Source organism: Haladaptatus sp. R4 (assembly GCF_001625445.1).
Taxonomy (GTDB): Archaea; Halobacteriota; Halobacteria; order Halobacteriales; family Haladaptataceae; genus Haladaptatus.
Genome location: NZ_LWHG01000003.1, coordinates 82276 through 103555 on the forward strand (window position 1 = coordinate 82276; position 21280 = coordinate 103555).

The window sequence follows — 21280 nt, forward strand, 5'->3', positions numbered from 1 at the left end:
CCTGCGGTACTGATAGCCATGACGAGCGCACCAAGCGAACCGGAATCACCGACATCGTCATCAGCATCGACATCGACGAATCCGCCATCGAACGTCACCGGACTGGAATCGGCGGTCGCGGCCCTCTCGCTGGAGGAGAAGGTCGGCCAACTGTTCGTCGCGGGATTCGACGGTCTCACGCCGACCGGGGAAATCGAGGAACTCGTCGCCGAACGGAATCTCGGCGGTATCATCTACTTCAGCCGTAACGTCGAATCGCCCGAACAGGTTCGAACCCTCTCGCGGACGCTACAGGGGTTCGTCCCGGAGGAACTGCCGCCGCTGTTCGTCACCATCGATCAGGAGGGCGGCCGAGTCGCACGCCTCTCGTGGGGGACCGAACTGCCGAGCGCCATGGCGCTCGGCGCGGCAGACGACCCGGAACTGGCCGCACAGGCCGGGAACGCCGTCGGACGGGAACTGCGTTCCCTCGGGATCGACATCGACCTCGCGCCGGTTCTCGACGTGAACAACAACCCGGACAACCCCGTCATCGGCGTCCGGTCGTTCGGCGAACACCCCGAACGCGTCGCGGAACTGGGTGCCGACTTCGCGGGCGGGCTTCAGGACGCCGGTGTCCGTCGACCTGCGGAAAGCACTTCCCCGGCCACGGCGACACGGCGGTCGATTCCCACCTCGATTTGCCGGTCATCGACCACGACCGGGAGCGCCTCGACGCGGTCGAACTGTTGCCGTTCCGGCGGGCCATCGAGGACGGTATCGGGGCGGTCATGACGACGCACGTCGCGTTTCCGACCATCACGGAGGACGCGGAGCGACCCGCGACGCTCTCCCGAAGAGTCGTCACGGGACTCCTTCGGGAGGAACTCGGCTTCGACGGCCTCGTCCTCACCGACTGCATGGAGATGAACGCCATCGCCGACGGCGTGGGTACTGCGGAAGGGTGCGTGCAGGCCGTCGAAGCGGGGTGTAACCAGATATTCGTCTCGCACACGCCGCGCGAGCAGCACGCCGCCATCGACGCCGTCATCGACGCCGTCGAATCGGGACGCATTTCCGAGGAGCGGAACGCCGCCGCCGTTCGGCGGGTGTTTCACGCAAAGGGAGCGTACGATGCGGGGTACGTCGGCGACGAGAAGAGTGGGAGACCGCGGCCGCCGACTGTCAAACGGTCGCCCGGACCGTCGCGGAGCGCGGCGCGTCGCTCGTCGCGACGACGCGGACTCGCTCCCGCTTTCCACGGGCGACCGCGTCTCGGTCTACGAGTTCGAAGGTGGCGACGGGACCATCGCCGAGGAGTCCCACGACAGCGGCGGCGAGTTCGCCTCGGCACTTTCGGATGTGGGCCTGACGGTGGACAGTACCGTTCTCGGGGTTGGTGAATCACCCGGAGAATCCGTGGACGCTGACCGCCCGACGGTGATCCGTACGTCCGACGCGGCCTCGAATCCCGAACAGGCCGACGCCGTTCACGACCTGGTCGCGGCGGGCGCGAACCCAATCGTCGTCGCAACGCGGAACCCGTACGACCTCTCGACGATGCCGGACGTCGGGACGTACCTGACGACGTACGACGACACGCCGCCTCGCTCGCGCCCGTGGCCGACCTGCTGGTCGGCCGCGGCGAGTTTACCGGTCAGCTTCCGGTGACGATTCCGGGCGTCGAGGAACCATAAACGGTCGTTACTGCGCCTGCTCGGAAACGTTTCGAAACACGTCGGCCACCTCGTCGCCCAACCTGTCGAGGAGTTCCTCGCCCTTTTTCGCGGTGGCCAGTTTCGGGTCCCCGATGGCTCCCGAATCGGAGTACTCCTCGAACGGGCGGTAGGTCGAGAGCGGGCCGCCGACGTGGAGGTCCTGTATCCCGCGGTCGTACGGTTCGTCCAAGTATTCGGCGTCGGCCTCGTCCATCTTCACGAGTTCGGGGTACAGATGGCGCATGAGCGACGTTTCGAACTCGCCGCCGTGGGACATCCCGCCGACGTCGCTCTCCCGAACCTCGTCGATGAACGGTTCGGCGAGTTGGAAGTAGGTCAGTCCGGCGACCTCCACCCCTTCGTGTTCCTTGCCGACGATGCTGACGGCGCTTCCGATGGCGTTGCCATTGCCGCCGTGGCCGTTGACGAAGCAAATACCGTCGAAGCCGTTTTCGAGCGCGGTGTCGGCCACGTCGGCGAGCAGGTCGAGCAGGTCGTCCAGTTCGAGCGAGATGGTGCCCCCGAGCGAGAGGTGGTGGGGCGAAAAGCCCGACCACACCGGCGGCGTGACGAGGAGCGGGACGTCCTCCGCGGCGCGCTCCGCGCCCTCGTGGGCAACCGCGTCGGCCAACAGCGTGTCGGTGGCGACTGGGAGGTGGTGGCCGTGCTGTTCGATACTGCCGACGGGGACGACGACGACCGACCCATCGGCCGCGCCGACATCGCGGATTTCGCGTCGAGTCTTCGCCGCCCACGCGACGGGGGAGAGACGCATCGCTGCAGTCATGGGATACACTGCTCGTATCGGCCGTATAACGGTTTGGGTTCCGTCAAGACGGAACGGCGACGCCGTGACGAGTCTGTCGAGCGGCGACCGGAATTAAAATTCAAAGATATAGAAATAAATTTTATTGTTCTATAGCTCTATGATCGGGTATGGCGGGAGAAAAGCGGAGGTTCGATGGAATCGAACGGGAACTGACGACGAACGCGTCGAGGCGAACGTTCCTCAAAGGAACCGGCGCGATGGTCACGGCGGGCGCGCTCGCCGCTAGCGGGGCCGAGGCGGCGAGTGGCGGCAATCGCGTCGTCGGGTACTATCCCTCGTATGCGGGGAGTTACACGCCTTCGGACGTTCCGTTCGACGAACTCACGCACTTGAACTTCGCCTTCCTCGACGTGGCGTCGGACGGGACGGTCAGCGTCGGTAGTTCGTCGGACACGGATCTGCTGGACGAACTGGCGACGTACGACGACACGAACACGGTGTTCATGCTCTCCATCAGCGCCGGATGGTACTCGGGGACGTTCTCGGACGCCGCATCGACGGCGACGCGACGCCAGCGGTTCGCGAAGACGGCCGTCGATATCATGGAGGAGTACCAGTTCGACGGTCTCGATCTCGATTGGGAGTACCCGGACGGGTCGGTTCGGTCCGCCGACCCGCACAACTTCTCGCTCCTCCTGAAGGCGTGTCGGGACGAACTCGACGCGCGATTCGGCACGTGGACGCACCTCTCTATCGCGGCGTCCCCGAACCCGAACGTCGTGGACGACGCCTACGAGGTGGGAACCATCAGCGACTACCTCGACCACGTCAACGTCATGACCTACGACTATCACGGGGACTGGAGCAGCGAGACCAACTTCAACGCGCCGTTTTTGGCCCCGAAGTCGTCGTCGGAGTTCGACGTCAAACACCACATGCAGTATTGGGCGGGGAAGCCAATCGCGAAGGACAAACTCGTCATGGGAATGCCGTTCTACGGACGGTCGTATTCGGGCGTCGCGTCGGACGACGACGGACTGTTCAACTCGTTCGACTCTTCGAGTTCGGTGACCTATTTCGACATCCAACAGAACATCAAACCGCAGTCGGACTACGTGTACCACTGGCATTCGACCGCTCAGGTTCCGTGGCTCTATTCCGCGGCAGAAAACACGTTCGTCTCCTACGACGATGCGGCGTCGATCGGAAACAAATCGGAGTTCGCGAAGAACAACGGTTACGGCGGGACGATGTGCTGGGAGCTTTCGCAGGACGCGAGCAATACTCTCGTCTCGACGATGCACGACAAGATGAACCCGTAGTCGGGTTTCGTTTCGGTTCTTCGTCTTCGGACTTTCTCACGCGTGTGCGAGTTTCAACTCGATGATGTTCTTCGCCCTGAGGAGGTCGTCGAGGAGCGGACCGTCGGGGTCGGCATCGATCCTGCTCGTCGGACCGGAGACGCTGATAGCACCGATGACTTGGCCGTTCTCGTTTTTGATGGCGACCGCCACGCATCTGATGCCGGGCACGCGTTCCTCGTCGTCGACCGCGCGCCCGTTCTCGCGGACGTTCTCCAGTTCGGCGCGGAGTTCCTCGCGGTCGGTGATCGTCTTCGGCGTTTCGGCGGGCAACCCCAGTCGGTCGAAAATTTCGTCCACCCTGCTCTCCGGCAGGTACGCGAGGACCGCCTTCCCCAGCGCGGTCGCGTGGAGCGGGACGCGTTTTCCGGGATGGGTATCGAGCGGAATGGCGTCGCCGCCGCGTGCGTTGTAAATGTACACGCCGCGGCCGCCCTCCTCCACGAGCAAGTTCGCGGACTCTTCGGTCTCGTCGGCCAGTTTATCGATCTCCGATTTGGCGAGTTCGTACACCTTGCGCCGCGAGCGGGCGTACTCCCCGAAGTCGAGGAACTGGAGACTCACGTAGTAGGTGTTGTCGTCCCTGACGACGTAGCCCCGCTGCACGAGCGTCCGGAGGTGATTGTGGACCGTGCTGTCCGGGAGGTCGAGATGGGCGGAAACCTCGGTGAGACGGGCACCGTCGAGTTCGCGCAGTGTCTCGATGATGTCGAACGAACGCGCGGTCGTCCTCACGGGAGTCGGTGATTCTCGGGTCATTGCCCTCTACGCTTCTTCGTTTCCCGGAGGACCACTATATAATTTCCTTCGAAACGGACGTGCCAGATCGATTTCCTTGATTTTCAGCAATGTTTTCGAACCCATCCTGACCGCTGACGCCCCCCTCGATTCGCGATGACGACCGGAATCCTATTAACCACCCCCATTTAAATCATTGAAGTTGTTTACGCGACAATAATAGAATATGTCAGAATTAGGTTTTTTCGTCCGGCGCTGGACCCGTCGGTACTCGACTGAAGACCATCCCATCGTGGAACGAGTCGAAAACAAGAACGTCCGGAGAGCCGCTGGAGTTACTGAACCCGTTCGCTGGGATTCGATTCGACCGGTTCGCCGACCGACCGGCGTTCGCTCATCTCCTCGACCGACAGGAGACACGAAATCCGATGGCCGGAACCGGGTTCCGTTTCCTCCAAGACGGGTTCAGTCTGCTCGCAGGCTTCCCCGATCTTCTTCGGACAGCGGGTCTGGAACGGACAGCCCGACGGCGGGTTCAGCGGACTCGGAACGCTTCCTTCGAGCAGGATGCGGTTGCTCTTCAGTTCCGGGTCCGCGTGGGGCACCGCCGAGAGGAGGCTCTCGGTGTAGGGGTGGAACGGGGCCGAGAAGACCTGTTCCACGGTGCCTACCTCGGCGACCTTCCCGAGATACATCACCACGATGCGGTCACAGATGTGCTGCACGACGCCGATGTTGTGCGAGATGAACAGGTACGAGAGACCGTACTCGTCCTGAATCTCGTTCAGCAGGTTCAGTATCTGTGCCTGAACGGAGACGTCGAGCGCCGAAACCGGTTCGTCACAGACGATGAGCTTCGGTTCGACGGCGAGCGCGTGCGCGATGGCGATGCGCTGTTGTTGTCCGCCGGAGAACTGGTGGGGGTACTTGTGGATGGAATCCGGCGAGAGACCGACGCGCGTCAGCAACTCGCGGGTTCGCTCCCGCTTTTCCTTGCCGGTCGCGATGTCGTGTTTCTCCATCGCGCGCCCGATTATCTGGCCCACCGTCTTTCGCGGGTTGAGCGAGGACTGCGGGTCCTGGAAGATCATCTGCATCTCGCGGCGCAGGCTCCGGATTTCCGAACTCCCCATCTCGTGGATGGGTTCACCTTCGAAGTACACCTCACCGTCGGTGGGTTCGAGGAGCTTCAACGCGGTGCGTGCGACCGTCGATTTGCCACAACCGCTCTCGCCGACGAGCCCCACCGTCTCGCCCTCGTAAATGTCGAAATCGATGCCGTCGACGGCTTTGACGGCCTGTCGTTCGAGCGTCGGGAGACCGCCGTCGGACCGCGAAAACGTGAGGTTACCCAAGAAACCGTCCCCGGCGGGGAAATGCTTCTTCAGGTTCTTCACCGCGAACAGCGGCTCGCCGCTGCGGTCGATTGCTTGCGTTCGTGTCCCGACTCCTCGGCTTCGTATCCCTGACTCAGATCGAGGTCGTTCGCGTGGATACACGCCGCACGCGAGGTCGTCCCTTCGACCGGAGCGAGTTCGGGGTTCCCGCCGGTTCGACACGCCTCGGTCGCGTACGCACAGCGCGGCGCGAAGTTACATCCCTGCGGCAAGTCGGTGAGGTCCGGCATCGCCCCGTCGAGCGTCGGGAGTTCGTCGTACTGTACGTCCGCTTGGGGAATCGAATCGATCAAGCCGCGCGTGTACGGATGGCGCGGGTTCTCGAACAGGTCGTCGAGTTCCGCGGTCTCGACGAGGTTGCCCGCGTACATCACCCCGACGTGATCGCACGTCTGGGCGACGACGCCGAGATTGTGCGTGATCATCAGGATGGCCATCCCCTTCTCGTCCTGTAGGTCGTTCAGCAGGTCAAGGATCTTCGCCTGGGTCGTCACGTCGAGCGCCGTCGTCGGCTCGTCCGCGATGATCAGGTCCGGCTTACAGGAGAGTCCGATCGCGATGAGGACGCGTTGGCGCATCCCGCCGGAGAACTCGTGGGGATAGTCGTCGAACCGCTCCGCCGCATCCGGAATCTCGACGTCCCGCATCACCTCGATGGCCTGCTCGCGCGCCGCCGGTCGGTCCTTGTCCTGGTGGTGCATGATCGTCTCCACGATCTGTTCGCCGACCGTGAGCACCGGGTTGAGCGACGACATCGGGTCCTGCGGAATGAGCGCGACTTTGTTCCCGCGAACAGCGCGCATCTCCTTCTCGGAGAGCGAGAGCAGGTTCTCGCCGTCGAAGAGAACTTCGCCGCCGGTGATTTCGCCGGGCGTATCGATGAGTTGGAGCAGGGAACGCGCGGTGACGCTTTTTCCGGCACCGCTCTCCCCGACCAAACCCATCGTCTCGCCAGCATCGAGGGCGAACGATACGTCGTTTGCGGCGACGACCGCCCCGTCCTCCGTGAGGAACTCCGTCCTGAGGTCGCGAACTTCGAGGAGGGGTTGCCGTCCGCCGTCCGTGTTTTCTCGGTTCATTCTATCGAATCCACCTTGGGGTCGAGAACGTCTCTGAGGCCGTCACCGAGCAGGTTGAACCCGATGACGGTGACGGCGATGGCGATACCGGGGAAGATGATGATCCACGGCGCGGTCTGCATGAAGCCGCTCCCGTTGTTGATCATCAGTCCCCACGAGGGCGTCGGTGGCTGTGCACCGAGTCCCAAAAACGACAGGCTCGCTTCCGCCAGCATCGCGAAGGCGATGTTCAGCGACCCCTGCACGAGCAGCGGGGCCGAACAGTTCGGTAACACCTCGCTGAAGATGATGTATGGGTTGCTCTCCCCGCGGGCGATAGCCGCCTCGACGTACGCCTCGTTTCGCTCGGACAACGTCGCGCTCCGGGCGACGCGGGCGATGTACGGCGTGTACACGAACGCCAACGCGATGATGACGTTGTCGAGTTCCGGCCCGAGAACGACCAACAAGGTCAGTGCGAGGAGAATGGGCGGGAAGGACATCGCGGCGTCCATGAACCGCATCAGCAGTTCATCGATGATCCCGCCGTAGAAACCGGAGACGAGTCCGATTACCGTCCCGATCAGGAGCGCGCCGGTGATGGCACCGAAGCCGACCTTCAGCGAGATACGGCTTCCCATCACGACGCGGCTGAAGATGTCCCGACCGAGGTCGTCGGTTCCGAACGGATGGTCGACCGACGGCGATTGTGTGCGGTCGGCGACGGACGTGTGTGAAATCGAATACGGTGCGATGACCGGCGCGAAAATCGCGACCATGATGAGCGCGACCACGATGACGAGACCGATCATGGCCTTGGTGTTGTTCCTGAACTGCCTGGCGAACCGCTCGAACCGTTCCTTTCGCGCGGAGGTAGTCGTCGAGTTCGACGTCGAGGTCGCCATTATTCACTCCCCCCGTAGCGAATCCGCGGATCGAAGTAGCCGTAGAGGATGTCCGCGGCGAGGTTCGAGAGCATGTACATCACCGCGACGACCAGGATACAACCCTGCAACAGCGGGATGTCGCGGCTCTGGATGGCGGTCAGCATCAGTTTGCCGATGCCCGGCCAGTAGAACACCTGTTCGAGCACGACGACGCCGCCGAAGGCGTAGCTGAACTGAAACGCGATGACCGTGATGACCGGGATGATGGCGTTCCGAAGCGCGTGTTTGAGAACGATGACCCGCTGGGTCATCCCCTTGGACCGAGCCAGCTTGATGTACTCCTCGGACATCACTTCGAGCATCGACGACCGGGTCATCCGCATGATGTACGCGGTGAGTGCGAATCCCATCGCCGACGCCGGGAGGATGAGGTGAGTCAGCGTTCCCACCGGGTCCTCGCTCGGCGGGACGTATCCGCCGGTCGGGAGGACGTTCAGCCAGACGGCGAAGACGAGGATGAACACCAGTCCCCACAGGAAGATCGGAATCGACACGCCGATGAAACCGAACATCGACGCCAACAGGTCCGGCATGTCGTTCTGTTTCACCGCGGCGATGACGCCGAGCGGCAGCGCCAGAACGACCGCGATGACCGTCGCCGCACCGGCGAGCAGGAGCGACCGCGGCAACTTCTCCGCGATGAGCGAGATGACCGGGTCACCGAACCGGAGCGACGTCCCCATATCGCCCTGCAGAAGCCCGAGCACCCAGTCGATGTACTGGACGTACAGGGGCTTATCGAGGCCCATCTGGGCTTGCAGCGCGTGGATGGACTTGTCAGTCGCGTTCGGCCCGAGGATGAGCAACGCGACGTTTCCGGGCAGGATCGTCGTCACGACGAACGTTATCAGCGTCACGAACAGGAGGGTTAACACCATGAACCCCAACCGCCGCAGTAGATAATCAGACATCGACATGGTGTCCCTCCATCTTATTCGTCCAACCAGTTGTCTTCGAATCGGAGCGTCGAACCGTCGGCTGTTCCGATCTTACCCTTGTACTTCTTCGAACCGGCGTACAGGTTCGCCTGCCACCAGAGCAGGAGGTGACCCGCGCGGTCCTCGTGGAAGATTTTGGTCGCTTTCTTGTACAGGTTAGCACGCTTGTCCTCGTCGTACATGTGCCGTGCCTTCTCGACCAGTTTGTTGTACTCGCTGTTGTTCCAACCGGTGAAGTAGAACGCTCCCTTCGGGTGGAGGAACTTGTAGAACGAGACGTCCGGGTACGTCAGCGCGAGGTACGAACTGGTCGTCGCCTCGAAGTTCTGCTTGCTGTACACGTCCGAAAGCCACGTGCTCCACGTGATCTTCTGGATGTTGAGGTTGATTCCGGCGTCGGATGCCTGGTCGGAGATGACTTTCGCCCCCTGCACCTGCGTCGGGTAGGACTGCGGAATCTTGAACGAAACCGAAAAGCCGTCGGACATTCCCGCCTTCTTCAGGTGTTCCTTGGCCTTGTCGAGGTCGCGCGGACGCGGTTTGATGTCCTTGTCGACCCACGGACTGCCGGGTGCCGCCGGAGTCGCGGTCGTCTTACCGGTGCCGTACAGCGCGGCCTCGGCGATTTTCTCCTTGTCGAGCGCGTAATCGAGCGCGAGACGGGCGTGTTTGTTGTTGAACGGCTTCTTGTTGCAGTTCAGTCCGAGGTAGACCAGCGCCTTCGGGAACTGCTTTTCGAAGCGGACGGACGAGTCGTTTTTGAGCGACTCGACGTCCTTCGGCGGGACGCCGTTGATGAAGTCGTACTCACCCGCACGGAACGACTGAAGGCGCACGTCGGGGTCCTTGATCTCGCTCTTGACGATCTTGTCGAGGAACGGGCCGTTCTCGTCGCTGGCGTTCCAGTAGTCGTCGAACTTCGTCATCGTGAACGAGGTTTCGACCTCGCGACTGTCGTACTGGTACGGCCCGTCCCGATGGGTGCATTGATCTTTTTCTTCTTCGCCTGTTTCTCGGGGACGATGTGCATCTCACCGGTAGACATCCGCGAGAGGAACGGCGCGAACGGTTCGGACAGTTGGATGACGAAGGTTTGATCGTCCGGGTTCTTCATCGAGTCCACGAAGTCGAAGAAGCCGGTGGCGAGGTAATCGCCGTTGGAGATCCGATCGAAGGTCGCGAGCACGTCCTTGGACGTCATCTCGTCGCCGTTGTGGAACTTCACACCCTTTTGGAGCGTGAACTCCAGTTTGGTATTGTCGTCGGACGTCGTCCACTTCTTCGCCAGATGGGGCTTGAGCGAGTAGTCCGGAGCCAACCGAATGAGCGGTTCGGTGATGTTTTCGAGCACGCGGTTGGTCGCGGCGGCACTTTCGAGGTGCGGGTCGAGTCCCTGCACCGGGACAGCACCGCCCCACTGGAGCGTTCCACCGGATTTCGGGCTTCCGTCGCCTCCGCCACTGCCGTCCGACCCGCCGGAATCGTTCCCTCCGAGACATCCCGCGAGCGCGACCGGAACGCCGGCCGCCGTCGCGGCGAGGAATGCTCGGCGGTCGACGCGTCCGTTTCCGGCCGTGTCGCTATTTTCAACAACATCGCGGCTATTGCTATCGCTTGGCATAGAATATCGAACTCAGTTACCCGTCATAAATGTTGTGCATTACGCGGATATTTAGTTGAAACGTGAAAAAGGCGGACCGATATCGGTCTGGACGACGGTGGAAACGGCGTTGGAATTCGGAATCGTCCAGTCACGCACGATGAAGGGGGTGATAAATCACGGAATATATACGTTCGGTATCAGTTTGAGAAACAATCAAATAGGAGGGTTGGACAACTCTCGGGGGAGGCATGCAAGTAAGCGAGGACCGACTGCGGAGTGATATCGAAACCAACGCGGCGTTCGGATCGGTCGCAGTCGAGAAGGGCCACAGTCGGACGGTCCTCACTGGAACGGAGGCGGATAGAAACGCACGAGAGTACTTCTGCGAGCGGTTGCGGGACGCTGGACTCGCCGTTCGCATCGACCGCGTCGGAAACATCGTCGGCCGATGGACGCCCGAAAGCGCCGATCCGGACGCCGCACCGGTCGCCGCCGGGAGCCACCTCGATTCGGTGCCGGAAGGAGGCATCTTCGACGGTCCGCTCGGCGTGTACGCGGCGTTGGAGAGCGTCCGAGCGATGCAGGATACGGGAATCGAACCGACCGTCCGGACGACGTCGTCTGTTTCACCGAGGAGGAGGGCCAACGGTTCGACGGCGGCCTGCTCGGTTCGGCGGTCGCCGCCGGGGAGATGGCCCTCCGAGACGGCCCTCTCGCTGGAAGACGACACGGGCGTGACGCTCGAATCCGCCCTCGACGGCATCGGCTTTCGCGGGGATGGGCGGGTCGCGGCCGACGAGTGGCACGCGTGGCTGGAACTCCACATCGAACAGAGCGAGCGCCTCGAAGCGGCGGACGTTCCCGCGGGCGTCGTAACCACGATTACGGGACTCTCCCGCTGCGCCGTCGGGATTACCGGCGAGGCGAATCACGCTGGATCGACGCTCATGCCGGACCGATCCGACGCGCTCGCTGCAAGCAGCGAGTTCGTTCTCGATATCGAAACGGCCGCGGACGTCGAAACGGAGACGGACACGGCAGTCGCCACAGTCGGTAAACTCGACGTGCGACCGAACGCGCCGAACGTCATCCCGGGACGCGTCGAACTGAGCCTCGACGTCCGCGACATCGAACAGGAGTCCATCGAACACGTCGTTGACCGCGCCAGAACGAGCCTCGACCGAATCGAGACCGAGCGCCCCGTGACCGCCGAGTTCGAGCGCCCGTGGAACCGCCACCCGGTACCGATGAGCGAGCGCTGTCGAACCGCCCTGAGCGCCGCCGGGGTCGACGCGGGTATCGAAACGCTCGACCTGCACTCCGGCGCGGCCCACGACACCATGCACGTCGCGAACGTCACGGACGCTGGCTTGCTGTTTGCCCCGTCACGGGATGGGATTTCCCACAACCCGTTGGAGTGGACCGACTGGGACGATTGTGCCGCCGCGACGCAGGTGCTCGGCGGTGCGCTGAAGCGACTCGCCTGCGAATAGTCCCGTTCCAGTTCGTCGGACAACGGTCCCGTACGTCGCCGAGACGTGCACCGATACCGTGCAGTATCTTCAGGCGGTTTTTCGGTCGATTCACGAAGACAGTGGGAGCGCTATCCTCGTCACGCCGGACTATCGGACCGGACGAATCCGATAGCTGGAGAATCCGAATTCGACCGACCCCCGAATAGTGGATTGCACCTATCGAGAACATCGGATGAATTCGCGGCTGGCTACAGAGCGCCCAGAAGCCGTGAATTCCGGAGATATCATTTGTCCGTTCGAAATACTGTAAAAAGATACGGCCTCGAAGCCTGAATGTCAAGAAACGGTTTGCACGTATGGAGAACAGATTTGACCAATGTCGAAGCGATCTATTCACCGGAAAACGGGCCATTTGAGGATTGAAACAGCATATATAGAAATTCCAATAATTATCGATATCGATAAAGGTCGTTTACTGCTATCGATTTTGCTCGCCGGAAAACCGTGCACCATATACAAACACTATTACGGTTGGATTCGGTATCATCTCACATGACCGATCGAACGGAAACGGGCTCGTCGCGCACGTTGAAAACGGTGACGCGAGCGTTCGACGTGATACAAGCGCTGGAGGAGTTGAACGGAGCGGGAGTGACGGAACTCGCAGAGCACCTCGATATGTCGAAAAGTGCCGTGTACAACCATCTCGCGACGCTTCGTGAGAACAAATTCGTCGTTCAGGAGGGGAGCACGTACTCGCTGTCGCTGCAGTTCCTCCTCCTCGGAGAGTACGTTCGTAATCAGAACAAGTTGTACAGTATCGGTAAAGAGGAGATCGAGAGCCTGGCCGACGAGACGGGGGAGTACGCCCATCTCGCGACCGAACAGCACGGGCTGAGTGTGAACCTCTACAAAGTAAGGGGGGCGAAAGCGGTGGGGAGCAACTACCAGACGAACAAACTACAGAAGCCGGATTATCTCCACTTCTCCGCGACCGGAAAGTCGATCCTCGCATCGCTCCCGACCGAGCGCGTGAACGGGATCATCGACCGCTACGGATTGGTTCGCAAGACGAAGAACACGATCACCGACCGGGAGGAACTGCTCGCGGAATTGGAGGAGATTCGAGAGCGCGGATACGCCTACAACGACGAGGAGGAGATAGAGGGACTCAAAGCGATCGGTGCACCGGTGCTGGACAGGCAGGACCGCGTTCTCGGGGCGGTCAGCGTTTCCGGCCCGACCAATCGAATGAACGAAGCGGAGTATCACGATACGATGGTCGAAAAAGTCACCAACGCGGCGAACGTCATCGAGGTGAACATCAACATGGCCGAGCAGGAATCCGACCATCCGAACTTCATCTGAGACGGAATCGATCCCCGTGTTTCGAACGATATTGCTACGAATACGGCCACGAAAAAAGCATGACACGAACACCATTACAAAATTAGGGACGTAATGGGGCGTGATGGATAGGTGGGAAAACGGGCACAGCGTGGAGAGGGGGGTGGATACGGCCGTCGAAAGCGGTCGAATTCGGTCAACTACTGAGACGTTTCTTTCACGAATAAGTCGGTAGCCGATGTCGATTAACAGTAACTATCGATCCATGTTATTATCAGAATATATAGTAAACGGTGGAACGTTCATTGAACATTCATAGGACGGTATTTGGAACATCGGAAGTGGCGGGACGGTATCCGACACGGATCGGATCGTGACGTGTATTCCGACCGGTCTCCGTCACGACATCACGGGAGGATCATTCCGACGTGAACACGGTCTGTTCACCGATCCATCGCGGTCGGGTTCTCCAGTCTCGGAACCAATTCCTTTCAGGACGGAACGTATCCGACGCAGAAAAGGTGTTGGCGAGGACGGGGTTTCAATCAGTCTCATTACTTTTCTGTCGAGTGATCATCAGTCTGATTTACCAATCAGAGGAACAGGAAAGATTGTCGTCCAGAAGCAATCTCGACGTTCGTCGATATCACTTCCACCGGACTGTGTAACGGGTGCCGCCCGCCGGTTACGTTCGCTGCCAATAGTACCATACGGTAGCTTCCCGTACCCGGTGATGAGATGACCTCAAGACAAGCAGAGACGACGTGGACCGGCGGCAAGGACGGCAGCGGTGACTTCGAGACCGAGAGCGGACAGATCGAGGGGACGTTCAAATTCCCCACGCGTTTCGAGGACGAGGTGGGAACGAACCCCGAAGAACTCATTGGCGCGGCCCACTCGGGCTGTTTCTCGATGCAGTTGACGGCACTCCTCGAAGGCGAAGGGTACACGCCAGACAGCCTCGATACCGAGGCGGACGTTCACCTCGAAAGCGCCGACGGCGGCGGGTTCGAGATTCCGCGCATCGACCTGACGCTGGAGGCCGAAATTCCGGACATCGACGAGGCGACGTTCGACGACATCGCCACCGAAGCGAAGGAAACCTGTCCGGTCTCGAAAGCGCTGGCAGGGCCGGAGATCACGCTCGACGCGACGCTGAAGTAGTTCGCTCCCCCAATTCGCTTATTTTTCGGCCGGGGACGGTTCCGGGACCGTGCAGAACGCATCTCCTTCCATGAGCCGTCGTTGTGTCCGGGAGACGGTCACCGACCGAACGGTTTCCGCTTCGGCATCGACCGAGACCGTCATCGTCCGCGCGGATGGCCGAGCGTCACGTCGGTATCGCTCACCGCCGTGGCTTCGTTCGGAATCGTGCCGGGGAGCAGTGCCGCGGCCGCCGTGCACGCCGCCCCGGTCACGGCGTAGATCGGGTGGAGGTACTGCATGCTCATGATGCGCGCCGTGAGGTCGAGTCCGCACGCCTCCACGATTCCGTTTTTGGTGTCGTAGGTTTGCGGTTCGGAGACGAACGCGAGTTTCGGGTAGCCCGGCGATTCCGCCGCCGCGTCGGCGGGGTCGTCCACGAGGCCGAGTTCCGCACAGACGTGCGCCCGAATCCGCTCGATCCGTTCGAGGAGTTCGTCGTCGGTGTCGATTCGCTTCGGCCCTTCCGTCCCGTCGAGTCCGAGGTCACGCGCCCGTACGAACGCGACGGGCGTCGTCACGTCCAGTACCGTCGCTTCGATGTCCTCGAACGGGGTTTCGAGCGTGATCGTCGGTCCGCCGAGCGGGAACAGCGACCCGGTCTTCGATCCGCCGGGATCGAGGAACGTCGTATCGACCCGTGCACCGGTTCCGGGGACGCCCTCGATGGAGAACTCCCCGTTCGAAACCGCACGCGATCCGTCCACCGGAAACGACTGTTCGAGGAACGTCCCCGTGTTCGTGTTGTAGAGCGAGAGCGACACGCGCCCGTCCTCGTCCGGTTCGGCGTGAATCAGTCCCTCGTCGTAGGCGAACGGCCCGATTCCGGCCGTCATGTTGCCGCAGTTGCCGCCGTAGTCGATGAGAGGTTCCGTGACGCCGACCTGTCCGAAGGTGTAATCCACGTCCACGTCGGGTCGCGAACTCGGCGAGACGATCATCAGCTTTGATGTCGTCGATGTCGCACCGCCGAGTCCGTCCACTTGCCGTGGCTCGTGGCTCCCGAACAGGGAGAGGATCGCCTCGTCGTGGTTCTCCGCCGGAAGTTCGCCGCCGGAGATGAGGACTCCTTTGCTCGTACCGCCCCGTACTAACGCACAGTGAATTGTCTCTTGCTGCATTATTTTCTATCCGTCAAAGGGTGAATTGGTGTGGTGTTACTGGCTGGTTGCCCGTCGTTGCAGTTGCTCGAACAGCGGTCGCACGTACGCCCGACGATGACGAGAACGGTCATCAGAACGAGCGCGATGCGGAGCGGGTTGGCGACGAAGATGTCGAAACTCCCGCCGCTCAGTTGGAGCGACCGATACAGGTTCTCCTCGGCGATCGGTCCGAGGATGAGTCCCAGGAGGAACGCCACGAGCGAGTAGTCGTATGCGTCCATGAGATACCCGACGAACCCCATCACGAGCACCACGAACACGTCGATGTAGTTCGAGTGAAGCGAGTAGGCCCCCAGAATCGAGAGGCAGATGATGACCGGGATTATCAGGTCAGTGTTGACCGTCGTGATGTACCCCGCCCATCGGACGACGAGCAAGCCGAAGACGATGATGACGACGCTACAGATGACGAGCGTCGCGAAGATGGAGTACGTGAGCCCGATCTGTTGGTCGAACAGCGCCGGTCCGGGGCGCACTCCGTGAAGCATGAGCGCGCCGATGAGCACCGCGGTCGTCGTACTACCCGGAATGCCGAACGTCAACGTCGGTATCAACGCGCCGCTGACCGTCGCGTTGTTCGCGGACTCCGTCGCGACGACGCCTTCCTCGGCACCGCTGCCGAACTCGTCCGGGTTCTTGCTCGACCGCTTCGCCTCCCCGTACGCGATGAACGTCGAGACCGACCCGCCGGAACCGGGAATCGCCCCGACCAGCAGGCCGATGCTGGACGATTTGAGCAGGGTGACCGGTTTCGAGAGGACCTGCCTCACGCCGGACATCACGCTGCCGCTCACGTCCACGTCGCCGTCGCGGGAGATGCTCCCGTCGCGAAGGCTCAGCCGGAGCATTTCGGAGATGGCGAAGATGCCGATGAGCGCGGCGACGAAGTTGACGCCGTCGTACAGCCCGAGCATACCGAACGTGTAGCGCTCCGAAATCGACATCGGCGCGACGCCGACGGTGGCGATGAGCGCGCCGAACCCGCCCGCCATCACGTCCTTCAGGAACGAACCGTCCGAGACGACGATGATGAGCGACAGGCCGAAGATGGCGATGAGGAAGTACTCAGGTGTTCCGAACATCAGTACCAACGACACCATCACCGGCATCAGCAGGATGATGACGATGGAGCCGAAGAGGTCGCCCAATCCGGACGAGAGCGCCGATATCGTCAACGCGTCGATGGCACGACCCTGTTTCGTCATCGGATAGCCTTCGAGCGTCGTCGCGCCGGCGACGAGTCGCCGGGGACGTTGAACAGGATCGAGGAGATGCTGCCGCCGTACATCACGCCGTTGTAGATCCCCATCAGGAAGATGATGGCGGTCGTACTCGGCATTCCCAGCGTGAACGGCATCGTGATCGCGACGGTGAGCGCACCGCCGACGCCCGGCAGTGCCCCGCCGATGATGCCGATGAGGACGCCGAGCAGGACGAGCCCGATGTTCGGCCACGAGAGCACGATCTTCGTCGCGTGGACGAGAACCCCGAGATCCGCCATCAGAATCCCCCCGTCATGAGGTCGAGGTTCATGATGGTCATGAAGCCGTAGGCGACGGCGGTCATGGCGACCGTGAGCAGGGCCGTGCGCCAGAGCGGTTGTCGCTTGTACAGCAGGTACAGGAAGACGAAGGGCGGCGTAGGCCAGAACAACCCGACGAAGAAGCCGCCGAGGACGTAGCCGATGACGAGGACGCCGAGGATGAGCATGGATTCGAGCGTCGTTTCACCCTCGCCCTCTTCCTCGGATTCGTCGTGGCCGCCGCTCAGGACGACCGCTTCGCTGCGCTCCACGCCGATGTCCAACTGCGTCACCGCCAATCGGAGTGCGCCCGCGACGAGCACCGTCCCCGCGGTTAGTCGGGGGAAGAGCTGTGCGGACGACGAGAACTGCCCGGCGGTCACGAACATGTATCCGGCGACGACGACGAGGAACCAGAAGAACACCGGTCCGCCGTCGATTTCGCGAAGGAACTCCGCGACCGGCGTTGCCGGGTTGCGTTCGAGAGTTCCCGGTTGTTCCTCGTTGCTCATGATCGGATGTACCCGTCCGCCGATTCGGCCGCTATCTTGCCGTACACCGCCGCGTTCGTCTGTGCGGTCCCGCCCGGATAGTTGTCGTAGAACAACCCGCCGGTGCTGTTTCCGGCGGCGAACAGCCCCGAAATCGTCGTATCACGGGTATCGATGACGGACGCGTCGGTATCGGTCTTCACGCCGCCGAAACTGAACGTGATGCCGCCGGTCACGGCGTAGGCGTAGTACGGCGGTTCGTCTATCGGAATCGCCCAGTTCGACTTTTCGAGCGCCAGGCCGTCCGTGTGGTTGCCGTCCAACACGTTCGGTTCGAACTCGTCGGGGTCACACGCGCCGTTGAACGCTCGAATCGTCTCGGCTCCGGTTTCGGGGTCGCCACAGCCGATTTCCGTGAGCAGTTCCTCGAAGTCGTCGGCCCGAACCGGGTCGGACGGACCGGTCGCCCGCACCATGTCGTGGGCCTTCGAGTCGAGAACGATGTAGCGACGTGGTTCGGTTGTTCGAAGATTTTCCGGCCGAACTTGGCGTAGGTGTGGGCTCTGGCGTCCTCGCCTTCGTCCACGAACCGCTCGCCGTCGTCGTTGAGGATGACGCCGTACTGGTAGCCGTCGACGCGGTTCGCGCCGCCTTCGACGTCCGGCGACGCCGCGTCGATGAGCGCCATGTGTGCGCCGCCCCACTGACCGACGAGGTTCGCGCCCGCCGACTCGGCCATCATCAGCGCTTCCCCGGTGTTGTACCGACTGCCGAGGACGTTCATCTCGTCGTAGCCGGGGCCGTAGTAGCGGACCCGTTTCTCGTCGTTGGAGCCGTAATCGCCCGCCGCGAGAATGACCGCGTCAACGTCGAACTCGACCTGTCCGTCCGGCGTCCGTGCGCCGATGCCGTCGATTTCCCCGGTCGGTGCGCGGTGGAGCGCCGCCGCCTGCGTCTCGAACCAAAAGTCCGCACCAGCGTCCTCGGCGGCGGCGGTGAGCGTTTCGACGTACTCCTCGCCGTCGAACCACGTTCGGGCGGCGGTGTACCCCACCGCGAGCGGTTCCATTTGCCAATCGACGCCCGCCGCGGTCAGCCACTCGACGGTATCCCCGGCGTTCTCGACGAGAGTAGTGGTCAACGCCTCGTCGGCTTTCCCGCTCGTCTGGTGCATGATGTCGTCGTAGAAATCCTCCTCCGTGTAGTCGTCCACGGCGAACTCGTAGCCGTACTCTTCGAGGTCGGTACCGACCGACGGCACACGGAAAGATTCGCTAAAGCGGGTGTGGCCACCCTGTCGTTCCTCGGGTGCTTTTTCCAGCACCGCGACCGAATGTCCAAGTTCCGCCGCCCGAAGCCCGGCGACGAGTCCGGCAGTTCCGCTCCCCACTACGGCGACATCGTAATCGTGTGTCTCAGAATATTCCATATCCATATCTCTGTGTTAGTTATTCGCTCGCGATTTTCTTCAGGTCGACCTTCTTCGGAATCGTTTCGATGGAGTCGTTGAGGGCCTTCTTCGCCTTCTCGTGGCCGCCGAACTCCACGATGTTCCCGGTCTTCTTCGACCACTGCTGAACCGAGTCGTGATTCAGCGCCGATTTCACGGCATCCTCTACCTTGTCGCGCTTTTTCGTGTCCGTTCCCTTCGGGAGGAACATACAGCGGGTCAACTGGCCGATGTAGTCGATGCTCGGCAGCCCCTCGTCCGAGGGGGACGGGGCGTCCTTGAACACGCTACTCCCCTCGCTCGAAAGGATAGCGATGGGTTCCAACTTGCCGGAATCGACGGCGCTCATCGCCGCTGTGTCCGTCGTCGCCACGACCGGAACCTCGCCCGAGATGGCCGCTTTGATCGCCGGGCCACCGCCGTCGTAGCCGATGTACCGGTTGTACTTCAGATCGTACTCCGATTTCATCACGTTCGCCGCGACGTGGACGATGCCACCGCGAGCGAGTCCGGCGAACTTCGAGAGGTCACCGCTCCGGTACCGCTTCGCCAAGTCCTTCATCCCCTCGATCTCGAGCTCCGGACGAGCGAAGACGGCGTACGGCGTCCGGGCGTACGTCGCCACCGGGACGAGTTTCGTGATGTCCCAACTCGGTTCGTGGACGAGGTAGGAGATCGGCGTCGACGGTGGGTTGAAACCACCGAACGTGTAGCCGTCTGATTTCGATTTCAGCAGTTCACCGGTACCCTTCAGCGACGCCGCCCCGGGGACGTTCTCGATGGCGACGCTGACGTCGAGTTCGTTGCCGATTTCGGGGACGACCTTGCGTGCGTAGGTGTCCGTCCCGCCGCCCTGACTGAACGGGACGATGTAGTGCATATCCTCGCTCGGATACGAGCCACCACTGTCACCTGTACATCCTGCCAGAAGGGCACTACTCGCTGCCGCTCCCGCCAAGAAGTTCCGCCGTGAGATGGGGTGCTTGTTACCAGTCATCAACAGGCACGGCAATCCCGAACTAATATTTAATAATTACGTTCTACCACCCAAGGCGTCGGCGAAATGGGAGTTCGAATATCGTAAAACGACGATCCGTGCCGATTACTGGTATTTGAGATCCAGTTCGATTTCGTTCGTGACGCCGAGAACGAGGTTGGGAATCTCGTCCTCGAACCACTCGCCCGTCAAGCGGTGTGCGGGACCGGAAAAACTGATCGCTCCGATGGCTTCGTCCCCGTCCACCTGTATCGGCGCGCCGACCGCGCGTAGGCCGTCGATGGACTCCTGTTCGCTCGTCGCGTACCCGGCGTCCCGAATGGATCGGAGTTCCTCGAACAGCGCCTCGCGGGTCGTCACCGTCTGCTGGGTGTAGACGGGGAGTCCCCAACGGTCGAGGATGGCATCGACGCGTTCCTCCGGGAGGGTGGCGAGTATTGCCTTGCCCGCCGAACTCGCGTGGAGATGGATTTTCTTTCCGATGTGCGCATCGACGTGAACCGCGTTCTCCCCGATGGACGTGTGGATGTAGTAGCCGCGGCCGTTTTCCTCGACGATGAACTGGACACGCTCGCCGGTCTGTTCGGCCAGGTCGTCCAGTTTTCCGATGATGAAGTCGTACTCGCGTTTTCGTTTGCGAGCGTGGCCGCCCTTGTTCAGAAATTCTAGCCCGACGTGATACGTCCCGTCTTCGAAAGTGAGGTAGCCGCGGTTTTCGAGGGTTTTCACGTAGCCATGAATCGTGCTCTGTGCGAGGTCGAACTCCCGAGCGAGTTCCCCGATGTCCGCGCCGTCTAGCCGTTGAATCGCGTCGACGATATCGACGGCGGTCTCGACGGTCTTCAGCGGACGACTCGGGGGGGAATCACCCACCATGGAGAATAGCTACCAAGGGTGACTATTTACGTTTTGTGAATCGACCAATATCGCGCCGAGGAGTATCCGTTCACGGACGAACACGGGAAAAACGACGTAAATCACGCGGCCAACGGTTCACGATATGTGACGACGTGAGATTCCGTTTGTCACGGTATATACGCATATTATCTCCTATTATTAACATATTTTCTCGATACGCTTGTGAACTGTGGAAATACGACCCAGTTACGCCGGATGGTGATCGA

Annotated in this window: 20 protein-coding genes and 2 pseudogenes; 7 read left to right on the forward strand and 15 right to left on the reverse strand. The window is 61.5% G+C overall.

What is annotated here, in order from left to right:
• Window positions 1–18: 18 nt before the first annotated feature.
• From A4G99_RS28430 to A4G99_RS25600, 3 genes are read left to right on the forward strand one after another with little or no spacing between them, the layout of a single operon-like run.
• Window positions 19–774 (forward strand): glycoside hydrolase family 3 N-terminal domain-containing protein, encoded by a 756-nt coding sequence (locus tag A4G99_RS28430; RefSeq protein ID WP_255358966.1) that lies wholly within the window; start codon window positions 19–21, stop codon window positions 772–774.
• A complete protein-coding gene (locus A4G99_RS28435; protein WP_255358967.1) occupies window positions 681–1382 on the forward strand; it encodes a glycoside hydrolase family 3 N-terminal domain-containing protein in 702 nt (233 codons plus the stop codon). Before A4G99_RS28430 ends, A4G99_RS28435 begins: the two co-directional genes overlap by 94 nt.
• A 16-nt stretch (window positions 1383–1398) precedes the next feature.
• Complete coding sequence (locus A4G99_RS25600) at window positions 1399–1650, forward strand: hypothetical protein (protein ID WP_190303661.1); 252 nt, start codon at window positions 1399–1401, stop codon at window positions 1648–1650.
• 33 nt (window positions 1651–1683) lie between these two features.
• Here the strand turns inward: A4G99_RS25600 and A4G99_RS01755 are convergent, their stop codons facing one another.
• A complete protein-coding gene (locus tag A4G99_RS01755) occupies window positions 1684–2484 on the reverse strand; it encodes a creatininase family protein (RefSeq protein WP_150123004.1) in 801 nt (266 codons plus the stop codon).
• A 149-nt stretch (window positions 2485–2633) separates the two neighbouring features.
• Here A4G99_RS01755 and A4G99_RS01760 point away from each other — a divergent pair, with 149 nt between their 5' ends.
• A complete protein-coding gene (locus A4G99_RS01760; RefSeq protein ID WP_066138714.1) occupies window positions 2634–3788 on the forward strand; it encodes a glycoside hydrolase family 18 protein in 1155 nt (384 codons plus the stop codon).
• Window positions 3789–3824: 36 nt separating this feature from the next.
• On the opposite strand, the gene A4G99_RS01765 is transcribed toward A4G99_RS01760, so the two are convergent.
• The 6 genes and pseudogenes from A4G99_RS01765 to A4G99_RS29675 form a co-directional block, all read right to left on the reverse strand.
• Window positions 3825–4586: an IclR family transcriptional regulator gene (locus A4G99_RS01765; RefSeq protein WP_066138717.1), complete on the reverse strand. Its 762-nt coding sequence runs from the start codon at window positions 4584–4586 to the stop codon at window positions 3825–3827.
• 314 nt (window positions 4587–4900) lie between these two features.
• Complete coding sequence (locus tag A4G99_RS26530; protein WP_223301564.1) at window positions 4901–5962, reverse strand: ABC transporter ATP-binding protein; 1062 nt, start codon at window positions 5960–5962, stop codon at window positions 4901–4903.
• Complete coding sequence (locus tag A4G99_RS26535) at window positions 5959–7041, reverse strand: ABC transporter ATP-binding protein (protein WP_223301565.1); 1083 nt, start codon at window positions 7039–7041, stop codon at window positions 5959–5961. The genes A4G99_RS26530 and A4G99_RS26535 overlap by 4 nt, the downstream gene beginning before the upstream one ends.
• Window positions 7038–7925, reverse strand: a complete 888-nt coding sequence (locus A4G99_RS01775; RefSeq protein WP_066138722.1) for an ABC transporter permease — start codon at window positions 7923–7925, stop codon at window positions 7038–7040. Before A4G99_RS01775 ends, A4G99_RS26535 begins: the two co-directional genes overlap by 4 nt.
• Window positions 7925–8884 (reverse strand): ABC transporter permease, encoded by a 960-nt coding sequence (locus tag A4G99_RS01780; RefSeq protein ID WP_066138724.1) that lies wholly within the window; start codon window positions 8882–8884, stop codon window positions 7925–7927. The genes A4G99_RS01775 and A4G99_RS01780 overlap by 1 nt, the downstream gene beginning before the upstream one ends.
• 14 nt (window positions 8885–8898) lie before the next feature.
• Window positions 8899–10526: pseudogene (locus tag A4G99_RS29675) on the reverse strand (ABC transporter substrate-binding protein).
• Between the two features lie 230 nt (window positions 10527–10756).
• Between A4G99_RS29675 and A4G99_RS01790 the strand changes: the two are divergent.
• The 3 genes from A4G99_RS01790 to A4G99_RS01800 all read left to right on the forward strand — a co-directional run bounded on the left by A4G99_RS01790 (window position 10757) and on the right by A4G99_RS01800 (window position 14494).
• Complete coding sequence (locus A4G99_RS01790) at window positions 10757–12001, forward strand: Zn-dependent hydrolase (RefSeq protein WP_223301567.1); 1245 nt, start codon at window positions 10757–10759, stop codon at window positions 11999–12001.
• A 534-nt stretch (window positions 12002–12535) separates the two neighbouring features.
• A complete protein-coding gene (locus A4G99_RS01795; protein WP_066138727.1) occupies window positions 12536–13351 on the forward strand; it encodes an IclR family transcriptional regulator in 816 nt (271 codons plus the stop codon).
• A gap of 717 nt (window positions 13352–14068) precedes the next feature.
• Window positions 14069–14494, forward strand: coding sequence for an OsmC family protein (locus tag A4G99_RS01800; protein WP_066138730.1), 426 nt, complete (start codon window positions 14069–14071; stop codon window positions 14492–14494).
• 18 nt (window positions 14495–14512) lie between these two features.
• On the opposite strand, the gene A4G99_RS28450 is transcribed toward A4G99_RS01800, so the two are convergent.
• The 8 genes and pseudogenes from A4G99_RS28450 to A4G99_RS01830 all read right to left on the reverse strand — a co-directional run bounded on the left by A4G99_RS28450 (window position 14513) and on the right by A4G99_RS01830 (window position 21032).
• Entirely contained in the window at window positions 14513–14638 is a 126-nt protein-coding gene (locus A4G99_RS28450; protein ID WP_255358971.1) for a hypothetical protein, read from the reverse strand.
• Window positions 14635–15654 carry a PrpF domain-containing protein gene (locus A4G99_RS01805; protein WP_223301568.1) on the reverse strand — a complete coding sequence of 340 codons (1020 nt, stop codon included), beginning with the start codon at window positions 15652–15654 and terminating at the stop codon, window positions 14635–14637. The genes A4G99_RS28450 and A4G99_RS01805 overlap by 4 nt, the downstream gene beginning before the upstream one ends.
• 36 nt (window positions 15655–15690) lie before the next feature.
• Window positions 15691–17197: pseudogene (locus A4G99_RS01810) on the reverse strand (tripartite tricarboxylate transporter permease).
• Window positions 17197–17730, reverse strand: a complete 534-nt coding sequence (locus A4G99_RS01815; RefSeq protein ID WP_066138733.1) for a tripartite tricarboxylate transporter TctB family protein — start codon at window positions 17728–17730, stop codon at window positions 17197–17199. The pseudogene A4G99_RS01810 and the gene A4G99_RS01815 overlap by 1 nt, the downstream one beginning before the upstream one ends.
• A complete protein-coding gene (locus A4G99_RS26540) occupies window positions 17727–18035 on the reverse strand; it encodes an FAD-binding protein (protein WP_223301569.1) in 309 nt (102 codons plus the stop codon). Before A4G99_RS26540 ends, A4G99_RS01815 begins: the two co-directional genes overlap by 4 nt.
• Window positions 17972–19138: an FAD-dependent oxidoreductase gene (locus A4G99_RS01820; protein WP_223301570.1), complete on the reverse strand. Its 1167-nt coding sequence runs from the start codon at window positions 19136–19138 to the stop codon at window positions 17972–17974. The genes A4G99_RS26540 and A4G99_RS01820 overlap by 64 nt, the downstream gene beginning before the upstream one ends.
• 19 nt (window positions 19139–19157) lie before the next feature.
• A complete protein-coding gene (locus tag A4G99_RS01825) occupies window positions 19158–20156 on the reverse strand; it encodes a tripartite tricarboxylate transporter substrate binding protein (protein ID WP_223301571.1) in 999 nt (332 codons plus the stop codon).
• 105 nt (window positions 20157–20261) lie between these two features.
• On the reverse strand, window positions 20262–21032 hold the full coding sequence (locus A4G99_RS01830; RefSeq protein WP_066138739.1) for an IclR family transcriptional regulator: 771 nt from the start codon (window positions 21030–21032) through the stop codon (window positions 20262–20264).
• Window positions 21033–21280: the final 248 nt, after the last annotated feature.